Origin of the sequence: Lederbergia sp. NSJ-179, from assembly GCF_022867885.1 — a bacterium.
In the GTDB taxonomy this organism is placed as follows: domain Bacteria; phylum Bacillota; class Bacilli; order Bacillales; family Bacillaceae_C; genus Lederbergia.
Map to the genome: position 1 here is coordinate 1 of NZ_JALIFP010000038.1, position 16,238 is coordinate 16,238.

Annotated in this window: 12 protein-coding genes; 11 read left to right on the forward strand and 1 reads right to left on the reverse strand. The window is 36.6% G+C overall.

Annotated elements, in window-relative coordinates; all coding sequences use genetic code 11:
* Nucleotides 1–196: 196 nt before the first annotated feature.
* The 8 genes from MUB24_RS19115 (at nt 197) to MUB24_RS19145 (ending at nt 11,508) form a co-directional block, all read left to right on the forward strand.
* Nucleotides 197–1,105, forward strand: coding sequence for a helix-turn-helix transcriptional regulator (locus MUB24_RS19115; protein WP_244706932.1), 909 nt, complete (start codon nt 197–199; stop codon nt 1,103–1,105).
* Nucleotides 1,106–1,503: 398 nt separating this feature from the next.
* The gene (locus MUB24_RS19120) at nt 1,504–2,604 is read left to right on the forward strand and encodes a GntR family transcriptional regulator (RefSeq protein ID WP_244706934.1); all 1,101 of its coding nucleotides are present in this window, start codon (nt 1,504–1,506) and stop codon (nt 2,602–2,604) included.
* A gap of 464 nt (nt 2,605–3,068) precedes the next feature.
* On the forward strand, nt 3,069–4,034 hold the full coding sequence (locus tag MUB24_RS19125; protein ID WP_244706937.1) for an ABC transporter permease: 966 nt from the start codon (nt 3,069–3,071) through the stop codon (nt 4,032–4,034).
* Between the two features lie 16 nt (nt 4,035–4,050).
* The gene (locus tag MUB24_RS19130; protein ID WP_244706939.1) at nt 4,051–4,941 is read left to right on the forward strand and encodes a carbohydrate ABC transporter permease; all 891 of its coding nucleotides are present in this window, start codon (nt 4,051–4,053) and stop codon (nt 4,939–4,941) included.
* Nucleotides 4,942–5,006: 65 nt separating this feature from the next.
* Nucleotides 5,007–6,653: an extracellular solute-binding protein gene (locus MUB24_RS19135; protein ID WP_244706941.1), complete on the forward strand. Its 1,647-nt coding sequence runs from the start codon at nt 5,007–5,009 to the stop codon at nt 6,651–6,653.
* A 317-nt stretch (nt 6,654–6,970) separates the two neighbouring features.
* Entirely contained in the window at nt 6,971–9,967 is a 2,997-nt protein-coding gene (locus tag MUB24_RS19140) for an alpha-mannosidase (protein WP_244706943.1), read from the forward strand.
* 24 nt (nt 9,968–9,991) lie between these two features.
* Nucleotides 9,992–10,078: a putative holin-like toxin gene (locus MUB24_RS23725; protein WP_396426784.1), complete on the forward strand. Its 87-nt coding sequence runs from the start codon at nt 9,992–9,994 to the stop codon at nt 10,076–10,078.
* A 176-nt stretch (nt 10,079–10,254) separates the two neighbouring features.
* Nucleotides 10,255–11,508: an FAD-binding protein gene (locus MUB24_RS19145; protein WP_244706945.1), complete on the forward strand. Its 1,254-nt coding sequence runs from the start codon at nt 10,255–10,257 to the stop codon at nt 11,506–11,508.
* Nucleotides 11,509–11,957: 449 nt separating this feature from the next.
* On the opposite strand, the gene MUB24_RS19150 is transcribed toward MUB24_RS19145, so the two are convergent.
* Nucleotides 11,958–12,821 (reverse strand): AraC family transcriptional regulator, encoded by an 864-nt coding sequence (locus MUB24_RS19150; RefSeq protein ID WP_244706948.1) that lies wholly within the window; start codon nt 12,819–12,821, stop codon nt 11,958–11,960.
* A 137-nt stretch (nt 12,822–12,958) separates the two neighbouring features.
* Between MUB24_RS19150 and MUB24_RS19155 the strand changes: the two genes are divergently transcribed.
* The 3 genes from MUB24_RS19155 to MUB24_RS19165 all read left to right on the forward strand — a co-directional run bounded on the left by MUB24_RS19155 (nt 12,959) and on the right by MUB24_RS19165 (nt 16,214).
* Nucleotides 12,959–14,347 carry a family 4 glycosyl hydrolase gene (locus MUB24_RS19155; RefSeq protein WP_244706950.1) on the forward strand — a complete coding sequence of 463 codons (1,389 nt, stop codon included), beginning with the start codon at nt 12,959–12,961 and terminating at the stop codon, nt 14,345–14,347.
* 71 nt (nt 14,348–14,418) lie between these two features.
* The gene (locus MUB24_RS19160; protein WP_244706952.1) at nt 14,419–15,339 is read left to right on the forward strand and encodes a carbohydrate ABC transporter permease; all 921 of its coding nucleotides are present in this window, start codon (nt 14,419–14,421) and stop codon (nt 15,337–15,339) included.
* Nucleotides 15,340–15,359: 20 nt separating this feature from the next.
* The gene (locus MUB24_RS19165) at nt 15,360–16,214 is read left to right on the forward strand and encodes a carbohydrate ABC transporter permease (RefSeq protein ID WP_244706954.1); all 855 of its coding nucleotides are present in this window, start codon (nt 15,360–15,362) and stop codon (nt 16,212–16,214) included.
* Nucleotides 16,215–16,238 lie beyond the last annotated feature (24 nt).

Genomic DNA, 16,238 nt, shown 5'->3' on the forward strand with positions numbered 1-16,238 from the left:
GAGTAAATAAGTTAATAATTGAGGGTACAACTTGTCACTTCCTATTCTGGGATTTTGGGTGTGTGGTAACCTCAATTATCTTCAGATTTTAGGGGGGTGGCAAGTTTTTTGTATTCTAAGCCCTATAAATCAAGATTTTATTAACTTTTTACTATATAAGTTTTGACAATACGTATGTCGTATATGGGAGGAAAAGATGAAAAAAATTGAGCGACTTATCTCGATCGTGATGATCTTGTTACAAAAGGAAGTTGTTTCAGCATCAGAATTTAGTCGACTTTTTCATGTAACCAAACGAACGATTCAGCGTGATATGGAGACATTAAGTTATGCAAATGTCCCTATTTATGCGAAATATGGTGCTGAAGGAGGATATGCGCTAATGGAAGAGTATAAATTCGATAAACGATTATTAAATCACAAGGATATTGAAAATATACTCATAGCGTTAGGTGGTTTTGAGCAATTGATTACGAATCAAGAAATTCAAGCGACTATTCAAAAAATCAAAGGAATGACTAGCGCAGCTATTTCTCCAAAACTTGATTTAACTTTTTATGATTGGCCAGGAAGAAGTCAAATCAAAGAAGATATTTTATTTATCAAGCAAGCAATTGAGAATAATTGGTTATTAAAGATCGAGTATGTGGACCAAAAAGGAAACAAAACGTATAGAGTTGTAGAACCATATAAGTTACATGTAAGCGAAATGCATTGGTATCTATTTGGGTATAGTTTAGAACGAGAAGACTATCGAACGTTCAAATTGACGAGGATATTAAATATCCAAAAAGACGGTTCCTTTGTCCCAAGATTTGATAAGGAATTGAAAGAAGAAAAGCCACACAATGAACAACAAAATTTGGTTAATGTGCAGCTATTGATAGATGTTGCTGTAAGAGATCAATTTATCGAGAGATACGGAAAAAATGTCGTTACAAAAGTGACGACAAGAAGTTACCTTGCCACAATTGAATTGCCTGAGAATCAATTTGCCTACCAGTTTTTAGCAGGATTTGGAAATAAAGTTAAAATTATGAAGCCGAAAGGTTTTATTGCTAATTATGTAAACTTTTTAGAGGAAGCAGTGAAGATTTACAAATAAAAATGTTCATAGGTCGGTTAGTGAAAAGGGAAAAATAGCACAGGAAACTTTGGACTTCAACGAAATTGCCCCTAATGTGTAATCCTTCCACTTCAGGTCACCTGTATAACATTTTGCTCGTTCTTCCGAATAACTCTCGTCTAGTTCTCCATTTTGTAGTGTTTAAGTAAGTAAATTGGATAACAGCTTCATGTATCCCATCTTCAGGATAATGTTGATAATCCGTTATAAATGTGTATATTTAGATACAATCGGTTATTTCTATACTCTCTTTTTTACCTCCTCCATCCTAATAGTATGGACACTATCCTAACAGGGGGTAAATGGGAAAAAATATTTTAAACTAGAATTTTTAGTTTAATTAATATAATATTATATTTAATTGAGAGGTGCTATATATGAAACCGTTGTATGAACAAATATATGAATCATTGAAGAAAGATATCGTATCAACAAAATATAAAGTTGGAGATCAAGTTCCGTCAGAAAAAGAGTTGTCTACGTATTATGATGTCAGTACAATTACAGCTAAAAAAGCTTTAGAAAAGCTTGCGAATGAAGGGTTAGTCTTTCGAAAACGAGGTAAGGGAACATTTGTTTCTGAACGTACTACCGAGATGGAGCCTGTAAAAAAAGATATGGCAGGTAAAAAACCGTTGTTTGGTTTGGTTCTTACTTCTTTTGATGAAAGTTTTGGGAATGATTTAATCGCAAGCCTTGAAGAAGCATCTCTGAATAAATGTTTTATTATTTTAAGACGTTCTTTAAGTATTCCAAGCCGAGAAGACGAGGTCATAAAGGAACTACTTGAATACGGAATAGATGGTCTAATCATCATACCAGCTAAGGCTGAACATTATAGTTTAGAGATCCTTAAAATGGTAGTGAATCAATTTCCTTTAGTGTTAATTGATAGGTCATTTAAAAAGCTAGCCGCTACGACCGTTTCAACAGATAATGAACAAGCGGCTAAAATGGGAGTGAATCATTTATTTGATCTTGGACACGAAAATATAGGTGTGCTCATACCTAAGGACAACGATATAACGGCTATTTATGATCGTATTAATGGGATTGTGGAAGCATTTGCAGAAAAAAAGGTGATCATTAATCGGGATCTTTGGTGCTCAGATATAAAAAGTCCACATCCCACTCATGAAGATGTGGAGAAAGATATAGAAACCATAAAAAATCATATTAAGGAGCACCCAGAAATTACGGCTCTATTTGCACTTGAGTACAACATTGCCATGTCAGCAAAACGAGCTGTCGAACAATTAAATCTAAGGGTACCTGAAGACATATCCATCCTCTGTTTCGATAGTCCTCCACGAAATAAGTTGGAATGGAATTTTACTCACATTGAACAGGATGAAGAACTAATTGGTCAATTGGCCTTAAGTAAATTAATGGAAATGCAAAATGGTGATTTTATAGTGGACGATATTCGTGTGCCAGCAACACTCGTGAAAGGAGGCTCAACAAAGATATTAGATTAGTAAATAATTTACATTGAATTTTAATAGGATGGTTCACTTAATAGGCTATGTAAGCGTTAAAATATCCTCACTGTTCATGGGGATATTTTTTTAATTTAACAGAGAGGAAAAATTGGCTGATGCTAAGGTCTAGCTCCAGGCGCCATCGGCTCGAGGTCATAAACCCACGCCAATAAAAGTCAAAACCGGACTTTTATTGTCGACGATTACGGGCGCCTTGCACTTTTCTTAAATATCATAACTTATGCTAAAACTTTGGTGATCGTAAACATATGGAATTTGATTGACTGGGGATAATTTTTTAAAAGCAATACAATGTTTGACCCATAGAATATATTGACATAATAAGTAGGTTGGATTATACTTATTGCAATCGGATACATATTACTTGTAGGTTATTATTATATTAAGTTATTTCACTATATTCATTATTCATCTGATATTGAAAGGAAAGTGAGGAAGGTATGCATAATGTAGGCGCAATCAGTACACAAACGAATCAGCCCAGTCTAAATAAGAATAACAAAAAGAGTATCTGGGGCAGAATTTGGCAACATCGTTTGTACTATCTTTTTATGCTTCCGGGTATTATTTGGTTTTTTATCTTTTCGTATATTCCCATGTATGGCTTAACAGTAGCGTTTAAAGATTTTAATTTTGTTGGGGGGATTACAGGGAGTCCTTGGGCAGGATTGAAGTATTTTAAAGAGTTTTTTAATTTTTATCAATCCTGGGAAATTATTCGCAACACACTCACGATCAGTTTAATGAAACTGTTAATAGGATTTCCAATGCCAATCATTTTAGCTTTACTATTAAATGAAGTAAAAGCTCTTAAGTTTAAAAAAGTTGTACAAACTATTTCTTATTTACCCCATTTTATTTCATGGGTTGTCGTTGTGACCATTTTGCAACGATTGCTTACTCCATATGGTGGCCCAGTTAATGAAATTCTATCTTCTTTAGGTTTCGACAAGATTCAATTTTTAGGTAATCTCTCTTATTTTTATCAGGTCGTTATAGCTTCAGATATCTGGAAAACAGTAGGCTTTGGAGCGATTATCTACCTGGCAGCCATTTCAGGAGTTGATCAGCAATTATATGAGTCTGCCAAAATGGATGGGGCAAATAGATTTAGACAAATATGGCATATTACATTGCCTTCTATACGCCCTGTAATGGTCATTATGTTCCTCCTAGCATGTGGAAATATTATGACCGTTGGTTATGAACAATTGTTGCTTTTAAATACCCCTGCAACTGCTTCGATTGGAACCGTTTTAGACGTATATGTCATTCAATCAGGATTAGAGCAAGGTCGAATAAGTTATGGGACGGCGGTAGGATTATTCCAAGGCATAATTGGTGTGATTCTCATTATAGTGGCTAATAGCATCAGCAAAAGGGTAAACGAGACATCATTATGGTAAAGGAGGCCGATTATAAATGAAAAAAAGGCGGTCATTATTTTCCGTTTTTAATTACCTGTTCCTTGCTTTATTTTCTTTCGTAACATTATACCCGTTTATTTATATTCTCGCCTATTCATTAAGTGATGGTGTAGAAGCTTTGAAACATCCCATTTACTTTTTTCCAAGAGGGTTCACCTTTGAAAATTACATTACTATTTTTAAAGATAGTACATTTTTAAATGCATATATTATTACGATTCTACGAACAGTTATTGGTACGTTCCTGCATGTTTTTCTATCAGCGCTATTTGCATATGCCTTGACAAGAAAAGAATTGCCAGGTAAAACCTTTTTCACTTTCTATATATTTATTCCATCCATTTTTGGTGGTGGTATGATCCCTAACTTTATTCTCTACCGGGAACTGGGTTTGATCAATAACTTTTGGGTATATGTGTTTCCGTTCTTGTTTAGTTTCTTCCATATCATTATTATGCGTACCTTCTTCCAGCAATTACCTAATTCATTAGAAGAAGCTGCTCAAATAGATGGTGCCAGTAATTTTCGGACTTTTACGAGGATTATATTACCTTTATCAATGCCAGTTCTTGCAACAGTTGCCTTATTCCAAGGTGTGTTTCACTGGAATGATTGGTTTACCGGAACCTATTTTGTTACAGAAGAGGCTTTAAGACCTGTTCAAACTCTACTCAATCAATTATTAACAGAATCAGAAGCTTTATCTAATGCCGCTCAAAAAGCGTCACAAACGGGTACGACTGTTTCAACGGGTATGATTTCTGTTACGCCAGAATCTTTACGTATGGCTACATTAATCGTTGCAACATTGCCGATTATTTGTATTTACCCATTCTTGCAGAAATATTTTGTAAAAGGCGTCATGATTGGTTCAATAAAAGAGTAAATAATCTCTTCATATCTATGGTGAAGATTATTATACATTTAAAAATTAAATTAGGAGGGGTTTCAATGAAGGGGAAATTTTTCAGAACGTTTATGGTGTTCATGACAGTTTTACTACTTAGCTTTTTAGCGGCATGTAGTGATGGTAGTAAAAGCAGTAGCAGTAAGCAAGAGGATGGAGAAATTACTTTAAAAGTACTACATAACTGGAATGGATCAGGAGCGGGTGCCCCGGAGGATCCAATGAAAAATCCGGTTGCGGATAAAATAGCAGAGAAAACTGGTGTAAGATTTGACATGGAATATACGAATGGCAGTGAAGTAGAAAAATTGACTCAAGTATTAGCAACCGGTGATTTTCCCGACGTTTATATAGGTCCAGCATGGGGGAAGGAAGCCGAATTATTATTGCAAGCTGCTAATCAAGGAATGTTGCATGACTTAACACCATATATAAAAGAGTATCCTAACTTGGCCGAAGTGGTTAAAAAAGAGAATATGTCTATTTCTTTATACAATGATATTATCAGCAAACAAGAAAGCGGCCAGTTTATTCTCCACTCTATGTATCCAGCTACGGAAGCGGATATTGAGGATTGGTTATATGGTTTGTATGTAAATAAAGATATTGCAGATGAGTTAGGGGTAGACCCAAATTCTGTACAGACGCCTGAAGACCTTTATAACTTTTTGAAGGAGATTAAAGAGGGTAAGTTTGAAGCCAATGGTAATTCTGTGTTCCCATTAGGTACGTATGATAATGGTTGGCCATTAGATATTACTTCTGAGATGTTTGTCCCTGTTGCAGGTGCTGGTAGTTGGTTTATTGATGATAAAGGAAATGCTAGGTACAACTTTATGACGGAGGAATATGAGGAATGGATTCTATTTATGAGAAAGCTGATGAGCGAGGGGTTACTCGATCCTGAAGCATTTTCACATACAGGAACAATCGCAAGAGAGAAAATTGCACAAGGTAGGTATGCTGTCATACCAGGCCAATTTGAAGGTGTTTGGAATGATGCAAAAAAAGGTGGGAATCAGAAGAAGTATGTTCCTTTAGGTCCATTGGAAGACTTTAGTGGGGATCGCTATCGCACAGAATTTAATGTACAAGGAAGTCAGCTCATTGCAGTGTCTGCAAATTTATCTGAAGAAAAGCTAGAGGCATTTGTGAAAATGTTTGATTATTTATCTAGTGATGAAGGGTATCTACTAACTAAATTTGGTGTCGAAGGTGTGCATTATGATTTGGAGGACGGAGAAGTAGTTGCTAAGGAAGAGATGGTGCAGAAAATAAAAGATGACACCTTTAAAAATGAAGGGGTTGGTCATTATCTTGCCTTTTCAGGTTTAGATCGTGAAGATTCTCTTGGTGGTGGTCCTTTTGGTCATCAATATGATGAAAAAAGTGAAGTGAAAAAAGAAGTTACAGAGATTAGAAGAAAGGATGGAATTAAGCCTACTACTGGGATTGATCCATATTCAGTATTAAAAAATCATCCGAAATTTGATCAAATAGAACCCATTACCATTGTAATGGGAGATGCCGTACAACAAGCGATTCACGCTGGGACTGAAGAAGAAGCACTAGGTATTATGAATAAAACCCGAGATGCATTAAAGAAGGCAGGGATAGAAGAAGTTGCAGCTGAAATTACAAAGCAAGCTCAAGACGGTACAGAATTTATGCGCTATCGAACTTCGAACTAGTATTCGATTCGGAAAGTGAGCATTATCCAAAGGTCCCCTTGATATCAGAGGGGACCTTAAATCCTATGTAACTATTATACATTTTACATTTAGGTATGATCATTTTGGAATGAACTTAGAATTGCGGAACTTCGGAGTCTGAATGCTGAACTTTTAACTTCAATTGCTGAAGTTTGGGGTCTGAATGCTGAACTTTCGGTGTAAATGCTGAACTTTTTGATCCGATTGCTGAAGTTCGGGGCTGAATTGCTGAACTTCTGCGCCTGGGAAGAATCAGTAGACTTTACTTTACCAATACATTCATGGAGGATTTAAAAATGCCATACGAAACGATACAGATGGAAAAATTACATCAAATGAAAGATTTTATTGAAGAAAAGATATATATGAAGATACAAGCGTTAGATGTAGAAGCATGGGTAACTAAAGAACCTATGCCATTTAGCCATCGAACAAAGGGGACACATCTCAAGTTGTCCGCTGGTGATAAGTGGGGTGAACTTTGGGATTGTGCATGGTTTCATTTCTCGGGGAAGGTTCCTAAGCAAGGGAGAGGGAAAAAAGTTGTTTTGTTAATGGATGTAAATGGTGAATTGTGCATATTTGACCACGATGGCGTACCGATTCAAGGGTTAACAAATATTAATTCTGAATTTGATTATTCTCTTGGGAAGCCTGGCAAGCGAGTGTACGAAATCTCTGATCAAGCGACAGGCATGGAAAGCATAGATCTATGGGCTGATGCAGGTTGTAATGATTTATTCGGTCATTTTCGATCAGGAACATTAAAGGAAGCGGATATTGCCATTTGTTGTGAAACGACACGACAACTTTATTATGATGTTGATGTTTTGTTAGAGCTTGCCGCGCAGCTTGAGGAGTCTTCTGTTAGAAGAGCTAAAATTATTCAAGCTTTATATGAAGTTTCCCTACTATTGGTTGATTGGTCTGATCAAAATGTTAACAAGGCTAGAGAAATTCTTGCGGTTCCTTTGCAGAAGAAAAATGGTGATACGGATTTAATCATTAGTGCCATCGGGCATGCACACATAGATTTAGCTTGGTTATGGCCGATTAGGGAAACAATTCGAAAAGGGGCTCGAACCTTTTCAACTGTACTTCGCAATATGGAAAAATACCCGGATTATATTTTTGGGGCAAGCCAGCCACAATTATATCAATGGATGAAGGACTATTACCCCGAATTGTATCAGCAAATCAAACAACGCATCGTTGAAGGTCGGTGGGAAGTTCAAGGTGGGATGTGGGTAGAACCTGATTCCAATATCCCTAGTGGGGAATCTCTCATTCGCCAAGTACTTCATGGGAAAAAGTTTTTTGCAGAGGAATTTAATAAGGATGTTAAAACTTTGTGGGTCCCTGATATTTTTGGATATACGGCCAGTTTGCCGCAGATCCTTAAGCAGTCAGGTATAGATTATGTGATGACCCAAAAATTATCATGGAGTGAATATAACGATCATCCACATCACACGTTTTTCTGGGAAGGGATAGATGGGAGTAAAGTTTTAACGCACTTGCCGCCAGAAGATACATATAATAGTCCTGCCGCTCCTCGGTCTATTAAAAAGATTGAAAGAGAATATTATGATAAACATATCACTGATCATAGTTTAATGCTGTTTGGAATTGGTGATGGCGGTGGTGGTCCAGGTGAAGAACACCTAGAGCGATTAGAACGAGAAAAAAATCTATTGGGTCTTTCACCGGTTATACAGGAGTCATCGATACAATTCTTTAAAAAATTAGAAGCTTCAGCAGATCATTATAAAACTTGGAGTGGAGAACTATACTTAGAGAAGCATCAAGGTACATTGACAACACAGGCCCGCAATAAAAAATACAATCGTACGATTGAGATATTGCTTCGTGAATTGGAATTTATTGCAACAGTCACGATGATTAAGGGGATAAAAGAGTACCCTTCAACAGTATTAGAATCAATATGGAAAGAAATCATGCTTTATCAGTTTCACGATATCATACCGGGATCATCGATTACTCGTGTATATGATGAATCACTCGCACGTTACCAGGAGATACAAGAACAATTAGTCGACGTAATCGATGAATATTACCAAGCGCTAAAGCAATGTCTACAACTATCTGGATTAACTTTATTTAATTCATTGCCATGGGATAGATGTGAGTGGGTGATGTCGAATGGAACATGGAAAAAAGTAACGATACCGTCCATGGGCTATATTGATATAAATGATCAAGACGATACCAGTTTATTGGATGATCAGACGGAATTAAAGGCGGAAGAAACCTTACTCGAAAATGATTTGATCACCATTACCTTTCATCATGACGGTACCATTCAATCCATTTTTGATAAAGAAAACGGGAGAGAAACAATCGAGTATAACGGTGCCGCAAATCAACTAGCAGTCTATCATGATCATGGTGATGCATGGGATTTCCCGACAGACTACAGATCGACCAAAAAAATGCGCCCGCTACTTAAAAATATAAAATCTGAAGTGAATGGTCCTACTTCAACAGTCACCCATTTGTATGAATATGGGGATTCGACTATCCAGCAATCAGTAGTATTAACTTTAGGAAGTAGACGAATTGACTTTAAAACAAAGGTAGATTGGAAAGAGTCGAATAAGATGCTTCGCACATCCTTTCCACTTAAACTAAGAAGTGATCAGGTTCATTGCGATATTCAGTTTGGTTATTTAAATCGACCGACGCATAGAAATACAAAGTGGGATTTTGCAAAAGATGAAATATGCGCACATCAATGGATCGATATGTCTGAGTCTAACTACGGTGTTGCCCTTTTAAATGATTGCAAATATGGTCATCGGGCTGAAAAAAATGTGCTTGATATTAATTTATTACGAAGTCCAAACCATCCAGACGCAAAAGCGGATCGGGCTATTCATGAATTTGTTTATAGTTTTTATCCACATAAGGATGACTTTATCGCCGCTGAGGTGTATAAAAAAGGCTATGAATTGAATACACCCATTCATAGAGTGGAAGAAACAAAAAATGGTATCGAGGATAAAAATAGACAAGCTTCTTTTGTTCAATTAAGTGGTGAAAATATCATGATTTCATCTGTCAAAAAAGCAGAATTTGATGATGATATGATTATACGTTTATATGAGACATCTGGCAGCCATACGGAAACTAAGATTACATTTGGATTTGCTGTTCAAGAAATGGAAGAGACCAATCTATTAGAACAGTCCGGGCAGTTGATACCCTTGGGTAGCCCCATTTCATTTAAACCATTTGAAATTAAAACACTTAAAGTAAAACCAAAAAGATAGATTGGGTGTCAGGTTGATGTTTGAGTGAGTGGTTATGGAGCCTTGATTTTAATGGTCAGCTTTTCTACGCTGATCGTGGCGATCATCGCTCTTTTTTTATACAAAAAATAATCCCCCATAAGCCTCCAATTGGACAAGGCGTCATTGATTTTCCAGCTCTTTTGACGTTGTTGGATAAACCGATATTACTCTGTCTATTGAACATGGTGCATTAGAAGCAAGAAATAGATAAAAAGAGTTATAATGAACGCATAGATTAATGTATTCATTTCAGAGGAGTTGGTATCGTGAAACAACAAAAAAATTGGGCTGGAAATCTTATGTATCAAGCAAAACATTGGCATGAATCAAGAAATGTAGAAGAAATCCAACAGATTGTCAGAGGAGCAACTCATATACGAGTGGTAGGCTCTCGTCATTCTTTTAATGATATTGCAGATTCAGATGATACTATTCTCTCTTTAGGGAAATTAAACCATGTTCTAGTCTTTGATAAAGAGAAGCAAACGGTCACGATAGAAGGTGGCATGAGGTATGGGGAGTTAAGTTCCTATCTCGAGGAGCGTGGTTTTGCTTTACCTAATTTGGCTTCTTTACCGCATATTTCGGTTGCAGGCGCCTGTGCGACAGCGACACATGGATCCGGTGATCAAAATCAGAGTTTGTCTAGTAGTGTGAAAGCGATGAAGGTTGTTACAGCAAATGGAGATATAGTAGAGTTTTCCCAAGACAAGAACCGACAAGAGTGGCAAGGGGCGGCCGTTCATCTAGGGGCATTAGGTGTCATTATTGAATTGACATTAGCTGTGATCCCTAGTTATAAAGTGAGCCAATATGTGTATGAACATCTACCATTTACACAATTAGCAGAACATTTAGATGAAATCTTCTCAAGTGCTTACAGTGTAAGTTTGTTTACGGATTGGAGGCAAGATGCCATTAACCAAGTGTGGGTGAAGCAATTATCAGATGAACCATCATCCGTAAGGTCAGAGCTATATGGTGCATTACCAGCAAAAGCCAATTCACATCCTATTCAAGGAATAGAGAGCGTTAACTGTACCGAACAAATGGGAGTGGCCGGTCCTTGGTTTGATCGATTGCCCCATTTTCGTCTTGATTTTATGCCGAGCAGCGGAAGGGAGTTGCAATCGGAATATCTGATTCCACGACAATTCGCCATCGAGTCATTGCAGGTCATTCAGGAGATGCGTGCCATGATATCCCCTTTACTCCATGTGAATGAAATCCGCAGTGTGGCGAAGGATGACTTTTGGTTAAGTCCAAGTTATCAACAAGATGTCATAGGTATTCATTTTACTTGGAAAGACAATTGGCATGATGTTCAACAAGTTCTCCCGCAAATTGAAACCGCATTAGAGCCTTTTCAGGCACGTCCACACTGGGGAAAAGTATTCACGATGCCGAAGGAAAGGGTACAATCTTTTTATGAGAAATTACCGGAATTCAGACAATTACTCGTTCAATATGATCCGATGGGAAAGTTTCGTAATCAATTTATAAATCAGTATATTTTTTAGACGTTTATGTTGGGAAATATAACATTATCGAATTATGGTAGAAGAAAATTGAAAGAAATAAAGTGATTCTTTTAAAATCGATGAGTGAATGTGGTGTAGCAGGGCAGCTTTATTAGTAGTACTTTTATGCAAAGGCAGATGAAGAAGATTTTCTTTCTAGATTGAGATATAAGTCAAAAAGTAATTGGTAAATGCCAAAAATAAAATCGCATGGAATCAAGGATGCTATCTTTGATTTCATGCGGTTTATTCCTTCTTAAAGCGTTAGATCCCAGTCTTTTTTGATTTGTGCATAATTCATCCATAGAGGATTATCAAAATAGTTGATACGACAATTATATTCGCCGATCATTTTTCGCATATTATCCATTTTTGATCTCACCACGATATCGTGCGTATTCAATCACTTATAGAATATTACCTTTAATAGAAAAAAGGGGCCGTTATGATCAAATAAATTGTGAAGGCGGTACTTTATAATATTTTTTGAAAGCTTTTGAGAAACTGTATGGATCAGGATATCCAAGCATGTATGCAATTTCCTTGATCGAATAGAGTCCTTTATATAATAGATTCCGTGCTTGATTCATTTTCAATTGATAAATGTATCGACCAGGAGGAACACCAAGGGCTTGTTTAAAATAAGTGATGAAATATTTTTCTGACATTCCTACTATTTTGGCAAGATCTTTGATATGTAATGATTGGTGAAGGTGATCTTCTATATAATTAAAGACTGGCTGTAATGTATCTAAATATGTAGTTTGTTTTCGTGCGTGAGTATCGTATGTAAATTCTCCTTGATATTGTCCAAGACCGTACTGCTCTATGATCTTGGCAATCAAAATAGTAAGACAACCTTTTAGTCTAATTCCAGACATTGGCGCGTTTTCTTTATATTGGTCATATGCATCTAAAAATAAGCGGATTTCCTCTTTAACTAACGGATTTCTGATAATACCAGACAATTGATAATTATCCAATATCCCGAGATGGTCTCCAATTCCCAGATCAAAATGTGTAAAAATAAATTTACAGTCTTTATTACCAATGCTTGTTGCTGTATAGGCAACTTTTGGGCTAAAAAGAATAAGATCTCCTGCTGTAGCATTGTATGCACTCTCATTAATACGGATTTCAATTTGTCCTTCTTGAAGGTACCATAAGTCATAATCAAAATGTTTTTTACTTTCTATCCAATGCGGCGGATGAATGACTTCGTTGCACGTATTGATTCTAAGCACGACAAGTTCGGAAAGTTCATTGAAAATATTCAAGCTATTTATGGTGATCAACTCCGTACTATTAGGCATAGTGTGTATTTATCATTATAACAAGAGGAAAAGGAACAACAATTTTTTCTTACTAAATGACATGAATAGCTTACTAGAAAGCATTTTTATATTCCATATATTTTTCTATAATGAATTTACTGGAGGCGGTTTCAATTATGATTCATAATCCGAAAGTAGTTGTGTTGGGAGCGGGAAGTTTATTTTTTGGCAGACAGTGTATTTGGCAGATGGTTCATTCTGAATATCTAAACAAAGGCACTTTAGCCTTGGTAGATACAAATGAAGAACGACTGAACAAACTTGTAAAATTAGCGCGAATGGTTGTCCGAGCTAATAAAGTAGATTTGAAAATTGAGGGATCGGTTGATCGAAAGAAAGTTCTCCACGATGCGGATTTTGTCGTGCTTAGTTTCGCAAAGGACACGGTAAAATACAGAGGAATAGATTGTGCAGTTTCCGAAAAGTATGGAATTAGGATGTGCTCTGGAGATACAATCGGGCCAGGAGGGATTTTCCGGGCGATGAGGGAGCTTCCTGTCATTATGGATTGTGTGCAGGATATTGAAAAAATTTGCCCTGACGCTTGGGTTATTAATTATATTAATCCATCCGCAATCAATGGGATTGCTTTAAAACGTTATGCGCCAAAGCTAAAAAGTTTTGCACTGTGTGATTCGCACCATATGCCACATAAGAAAGTGATTTATGCTGAACGGGCTGGAATTATTAATGAGAAACAGGAGTATACAGAAGAAATAAATCGTAAATTTGATGTGCGGATAGCTGGAGTAAACCATTTTACATGGTTATTAAAAGCAGAGTATGAGGGAAAGGATGTAGCTCCCATCATTGCCAAATCAATGAAACGAACAGCTGAGACTGAAACAGTTGGAGGAGACGTAGGAGCAAAGGCATTATTCAATGATAAGATAAGCTATCAGTTATATGAGATCTTTGGCTATATTCCAACCTGTACGGCACATACAAAGGAGTATGTTCCTTATTGGCAAGGGTTAGGTAAATTGAAAGATGAAATTCCGCCGTTATCCATTTGGGAAACGGAAGATCGTTATAAGCGTCATGAGCAAATGTGGGAAGAAATTGACAGCTTCCTTAGTGGTGAAATTCCTATTGAGGAGTATATGACTAGGTTTGGTCCAGATCATGCAACCGATATCATTGAAAATATGGTAGCAGGATTAGGTAAACCGTTCTACATTAACACATTTAATGAAGGAGCGGTAAAGAATATGAACAACGATGCATTCCTAGAATTATTGTGTGAGGTTACCATGGATGGAGTGAAACCATTCCTTGTTGGTGAAATGCCTCGTGGGATACGTGGTATGCAGGAACAAGTTTTGGATACACATGAATTAACAGCCGAAGCCGTTATTGAAGCTGATCGTGAAAAACTCAGAAGAGCAATGTTGACGGATCCTTTAGTCCATTCAATAGCAGATGCAGATCAAATAATTTCTGAACTATTAAAGTTTGAGAAGGATATGATTCCTGAACAATGGTACACAAAGAGTATCGGATAACAGACTATTATTTTTAGTTTTAATAAGGATGATGGCCCTAATTTGATTACTACACTAGAAAGGAGAATATCATGATTGATAGTCAGACGGAAATAAATATGAAAACAAATACAGAACAAGTTAGAAACAAGAGAGCAGATTCAGGTTATGTTTGGTACCTTTTTCTTATTCCCAGTTTTTTGGGGATTTTACTATTTATGGTTTATCCTATTCTTGAATCGCTCCGATTAAGTTTCTACCAATCTAATGGAACAATTGAAAAGTTTATTGGTCTTGCTAATTTTAAAAACGTATTAACCTCGGGTTCCTTTTGGAACTCCGTTTGGAATACCTTTTTCATTGGTTTTTTTCAAGTGATTATTACAATTCCTTTAGGATTCATCTTTGCGTCATTAATCAATTCGACAAAAAGATGGCAGAATTTTTTTAAAGTCATCTATTTTTTACCCAATGTTACCTCCATCGTTGCAGCAGCCATGATATTTGCTTTTGTTTTACACCCGGATATGGGGATTGTCAATTATGTCCTTGATTTTTTAGGCTTGCCAACACCAGGGTGGTTTTCAAACCCTTCTACATCTAAATGGGGTGTGATCTTACTATCCGTTTGGCATTGGATTGGCTTTGTTATCATTATTTGTCTGGCTAATTTGCAGGCGATATCTACTGAAATGTATGAAGCAGCTAAAATTGATGGGGCAAGTGGAATCCAGCAGTGGCTATTTATTACCGTCCCAAACATGACTCCTACTTTTGCGTTTTTACTTATCACAGGGTGGATTGGTGCTCTCCAACGGTTTAACGAGGTTTATGTTTTAGGGGGACCGAATGGTAGTCCAGCTCGTTCTATTCAAACGATGGGAGCATTTATTTATGAAAGGGGATTTACGGGTTTTGAATTTGGCATCGCCTCAGCGGCTACATATATTATGTTTATGATTATATTAGTATTCACATTTATTAATCTTAAAGTCTCGAATATGAAATTGTAAAAGAGGAAGGGAGAGACCAGATGATCCATACAATGTCTAATAAAAAATTGTCAAGCGTATCAGACTGGGTGAAGTTTATAATCTTATCCATCTTTGGTGTATTATTAATGGCGCCATTTATATGGATGGTGAGTGTTGGATTTGATCGGACTGCTAACGTTACGATGCCGTTTCCACCACGATTAATCCCAGAAGAAGTATCACCCTTCAACTATGGAATTGTATTTGAAAACGGCAGATTAATTCAATCCTATATAAACTCCGGTATTGTGACGATTAGTTCAGTGTTTTTAGGTGTAGTTTCCTCCCTTTTAGCAGGATATGCCTTTTCAAAGGGGAAATTTAAGGGCAAAAAAATCCTCTTTATGATCGTGCTATGTACATTAATGATCCCAATGGAGCCACGTTTAATTCCGTTATATACTTTATTTAATAAAATAGGTTTATTAAATACATTTTGGCCATTGATTCTTCCTATATTAATAAACGGGATGCTTATTTTTCTCTGTAAGCAGTTTTTTGATCAGTTGCCAGATACATTGCGAGAAGCTGCTCAAATTGATGGGGCAGGTGAATTCAAAATTTTCTTTCGAGTTTATCTTCCACTCGCAGGTCCAATTGCAGCAACAATGGTCATTCTTGCTTTTATTTGGAGTTGGAATGACTTTATGTGGCCGTTAGTTGTCCTAAATAATCAAGATCTACACACTGTCCCTCTGTATCTAGCAAGTTTCTCCCTAGAAAACGGAACAAGTTTAGGAGGATTAACCATGGCATTAGCAACGGTTAGTATTTTACCGATAGTGATCCTATATCTATTTTTACAAAGATACGTTATTCAAAGTATTGCTTTAAGTGGGGTAAAAGGAGAATAGTCTTATACCAGTTATGGAATGTCT

What these genes read in the sequence shown, in the direction of transcription:
- MUB24_RS19115 (WP_244706932.1), top strand. Translation starts at nt 197, where the DNA reads ATGAAAAAAATTGAGCGACTTATCTCGATCGTGATGATCTTGTTACAA.
- MUB24_RS19120 (WP_244706934.1), top strand. Translation starts at nt 1,504, where the DNA reads ATGAAACCGTTGTATGAACAAATATATGAATCATTGAAGAAAGATATC.
- MUB24_RS19125 (WP_244706937.1), top strand. Translation starts at nt 3,069, where the DNA reads ATGCATAATGTAGGCGCAATCAGTACACAAACGAATCAGCCCAGTCTA.
- MUB24_RS19130 (WP_244706939.1), top strand. Translation starts at nt 4,051, where the DNA reads ATGAAAAAAAGGCGGTCATTATTTTCCGTTTTTAATTACCTGTTCCTT.
- MUB24_RS19135 (WP_244706941.1), top strand. Translation starts at nt 5,007, where the DNA reads ATGAAGGGGAAATTTTTCAGAACGTTTATGGTGTTCATGACAGTTTTA.
- MUB24_RS19140 (WP_244706943.1), top strand. Translation starts at nt 6,971, where the DNA reads ATGCCATACGAAACGATACAGATGGAAAAATTACATCAAATGAAAGAT.
- MUB24_RS19150 (WP_244706948.1), bottom strand. Translation starts at nt 12,821, where the DNA reads ATGCCTAATAGTACGGAGTTGATCACCATAAATAGCTTGAATATTTTC.
- MUB24_RS19155 (WP_244706950.1), top strand. Translation starts at nt 12,959, where the DNA reads ATGATTCATAATCCGAAAGTAGTTGTGTTGGGAGCGGGAAGTTTATTT.
- MUB24_RS19160 (WP_244706952.1), top strand. Translation starts at nt 14,419, where the DNA reads ATGATTGATAGTCAGACGGAAATAAATATGAAAACAAATACAGAACAA.
- MUB24_RS19165 (WP_244706954.1), top strand. Translation starts at nt 15,360, where the DNA reads ATGATCCATACAATGTCTAATAAAAAATTGTCAAGCGTATCAGACTGG.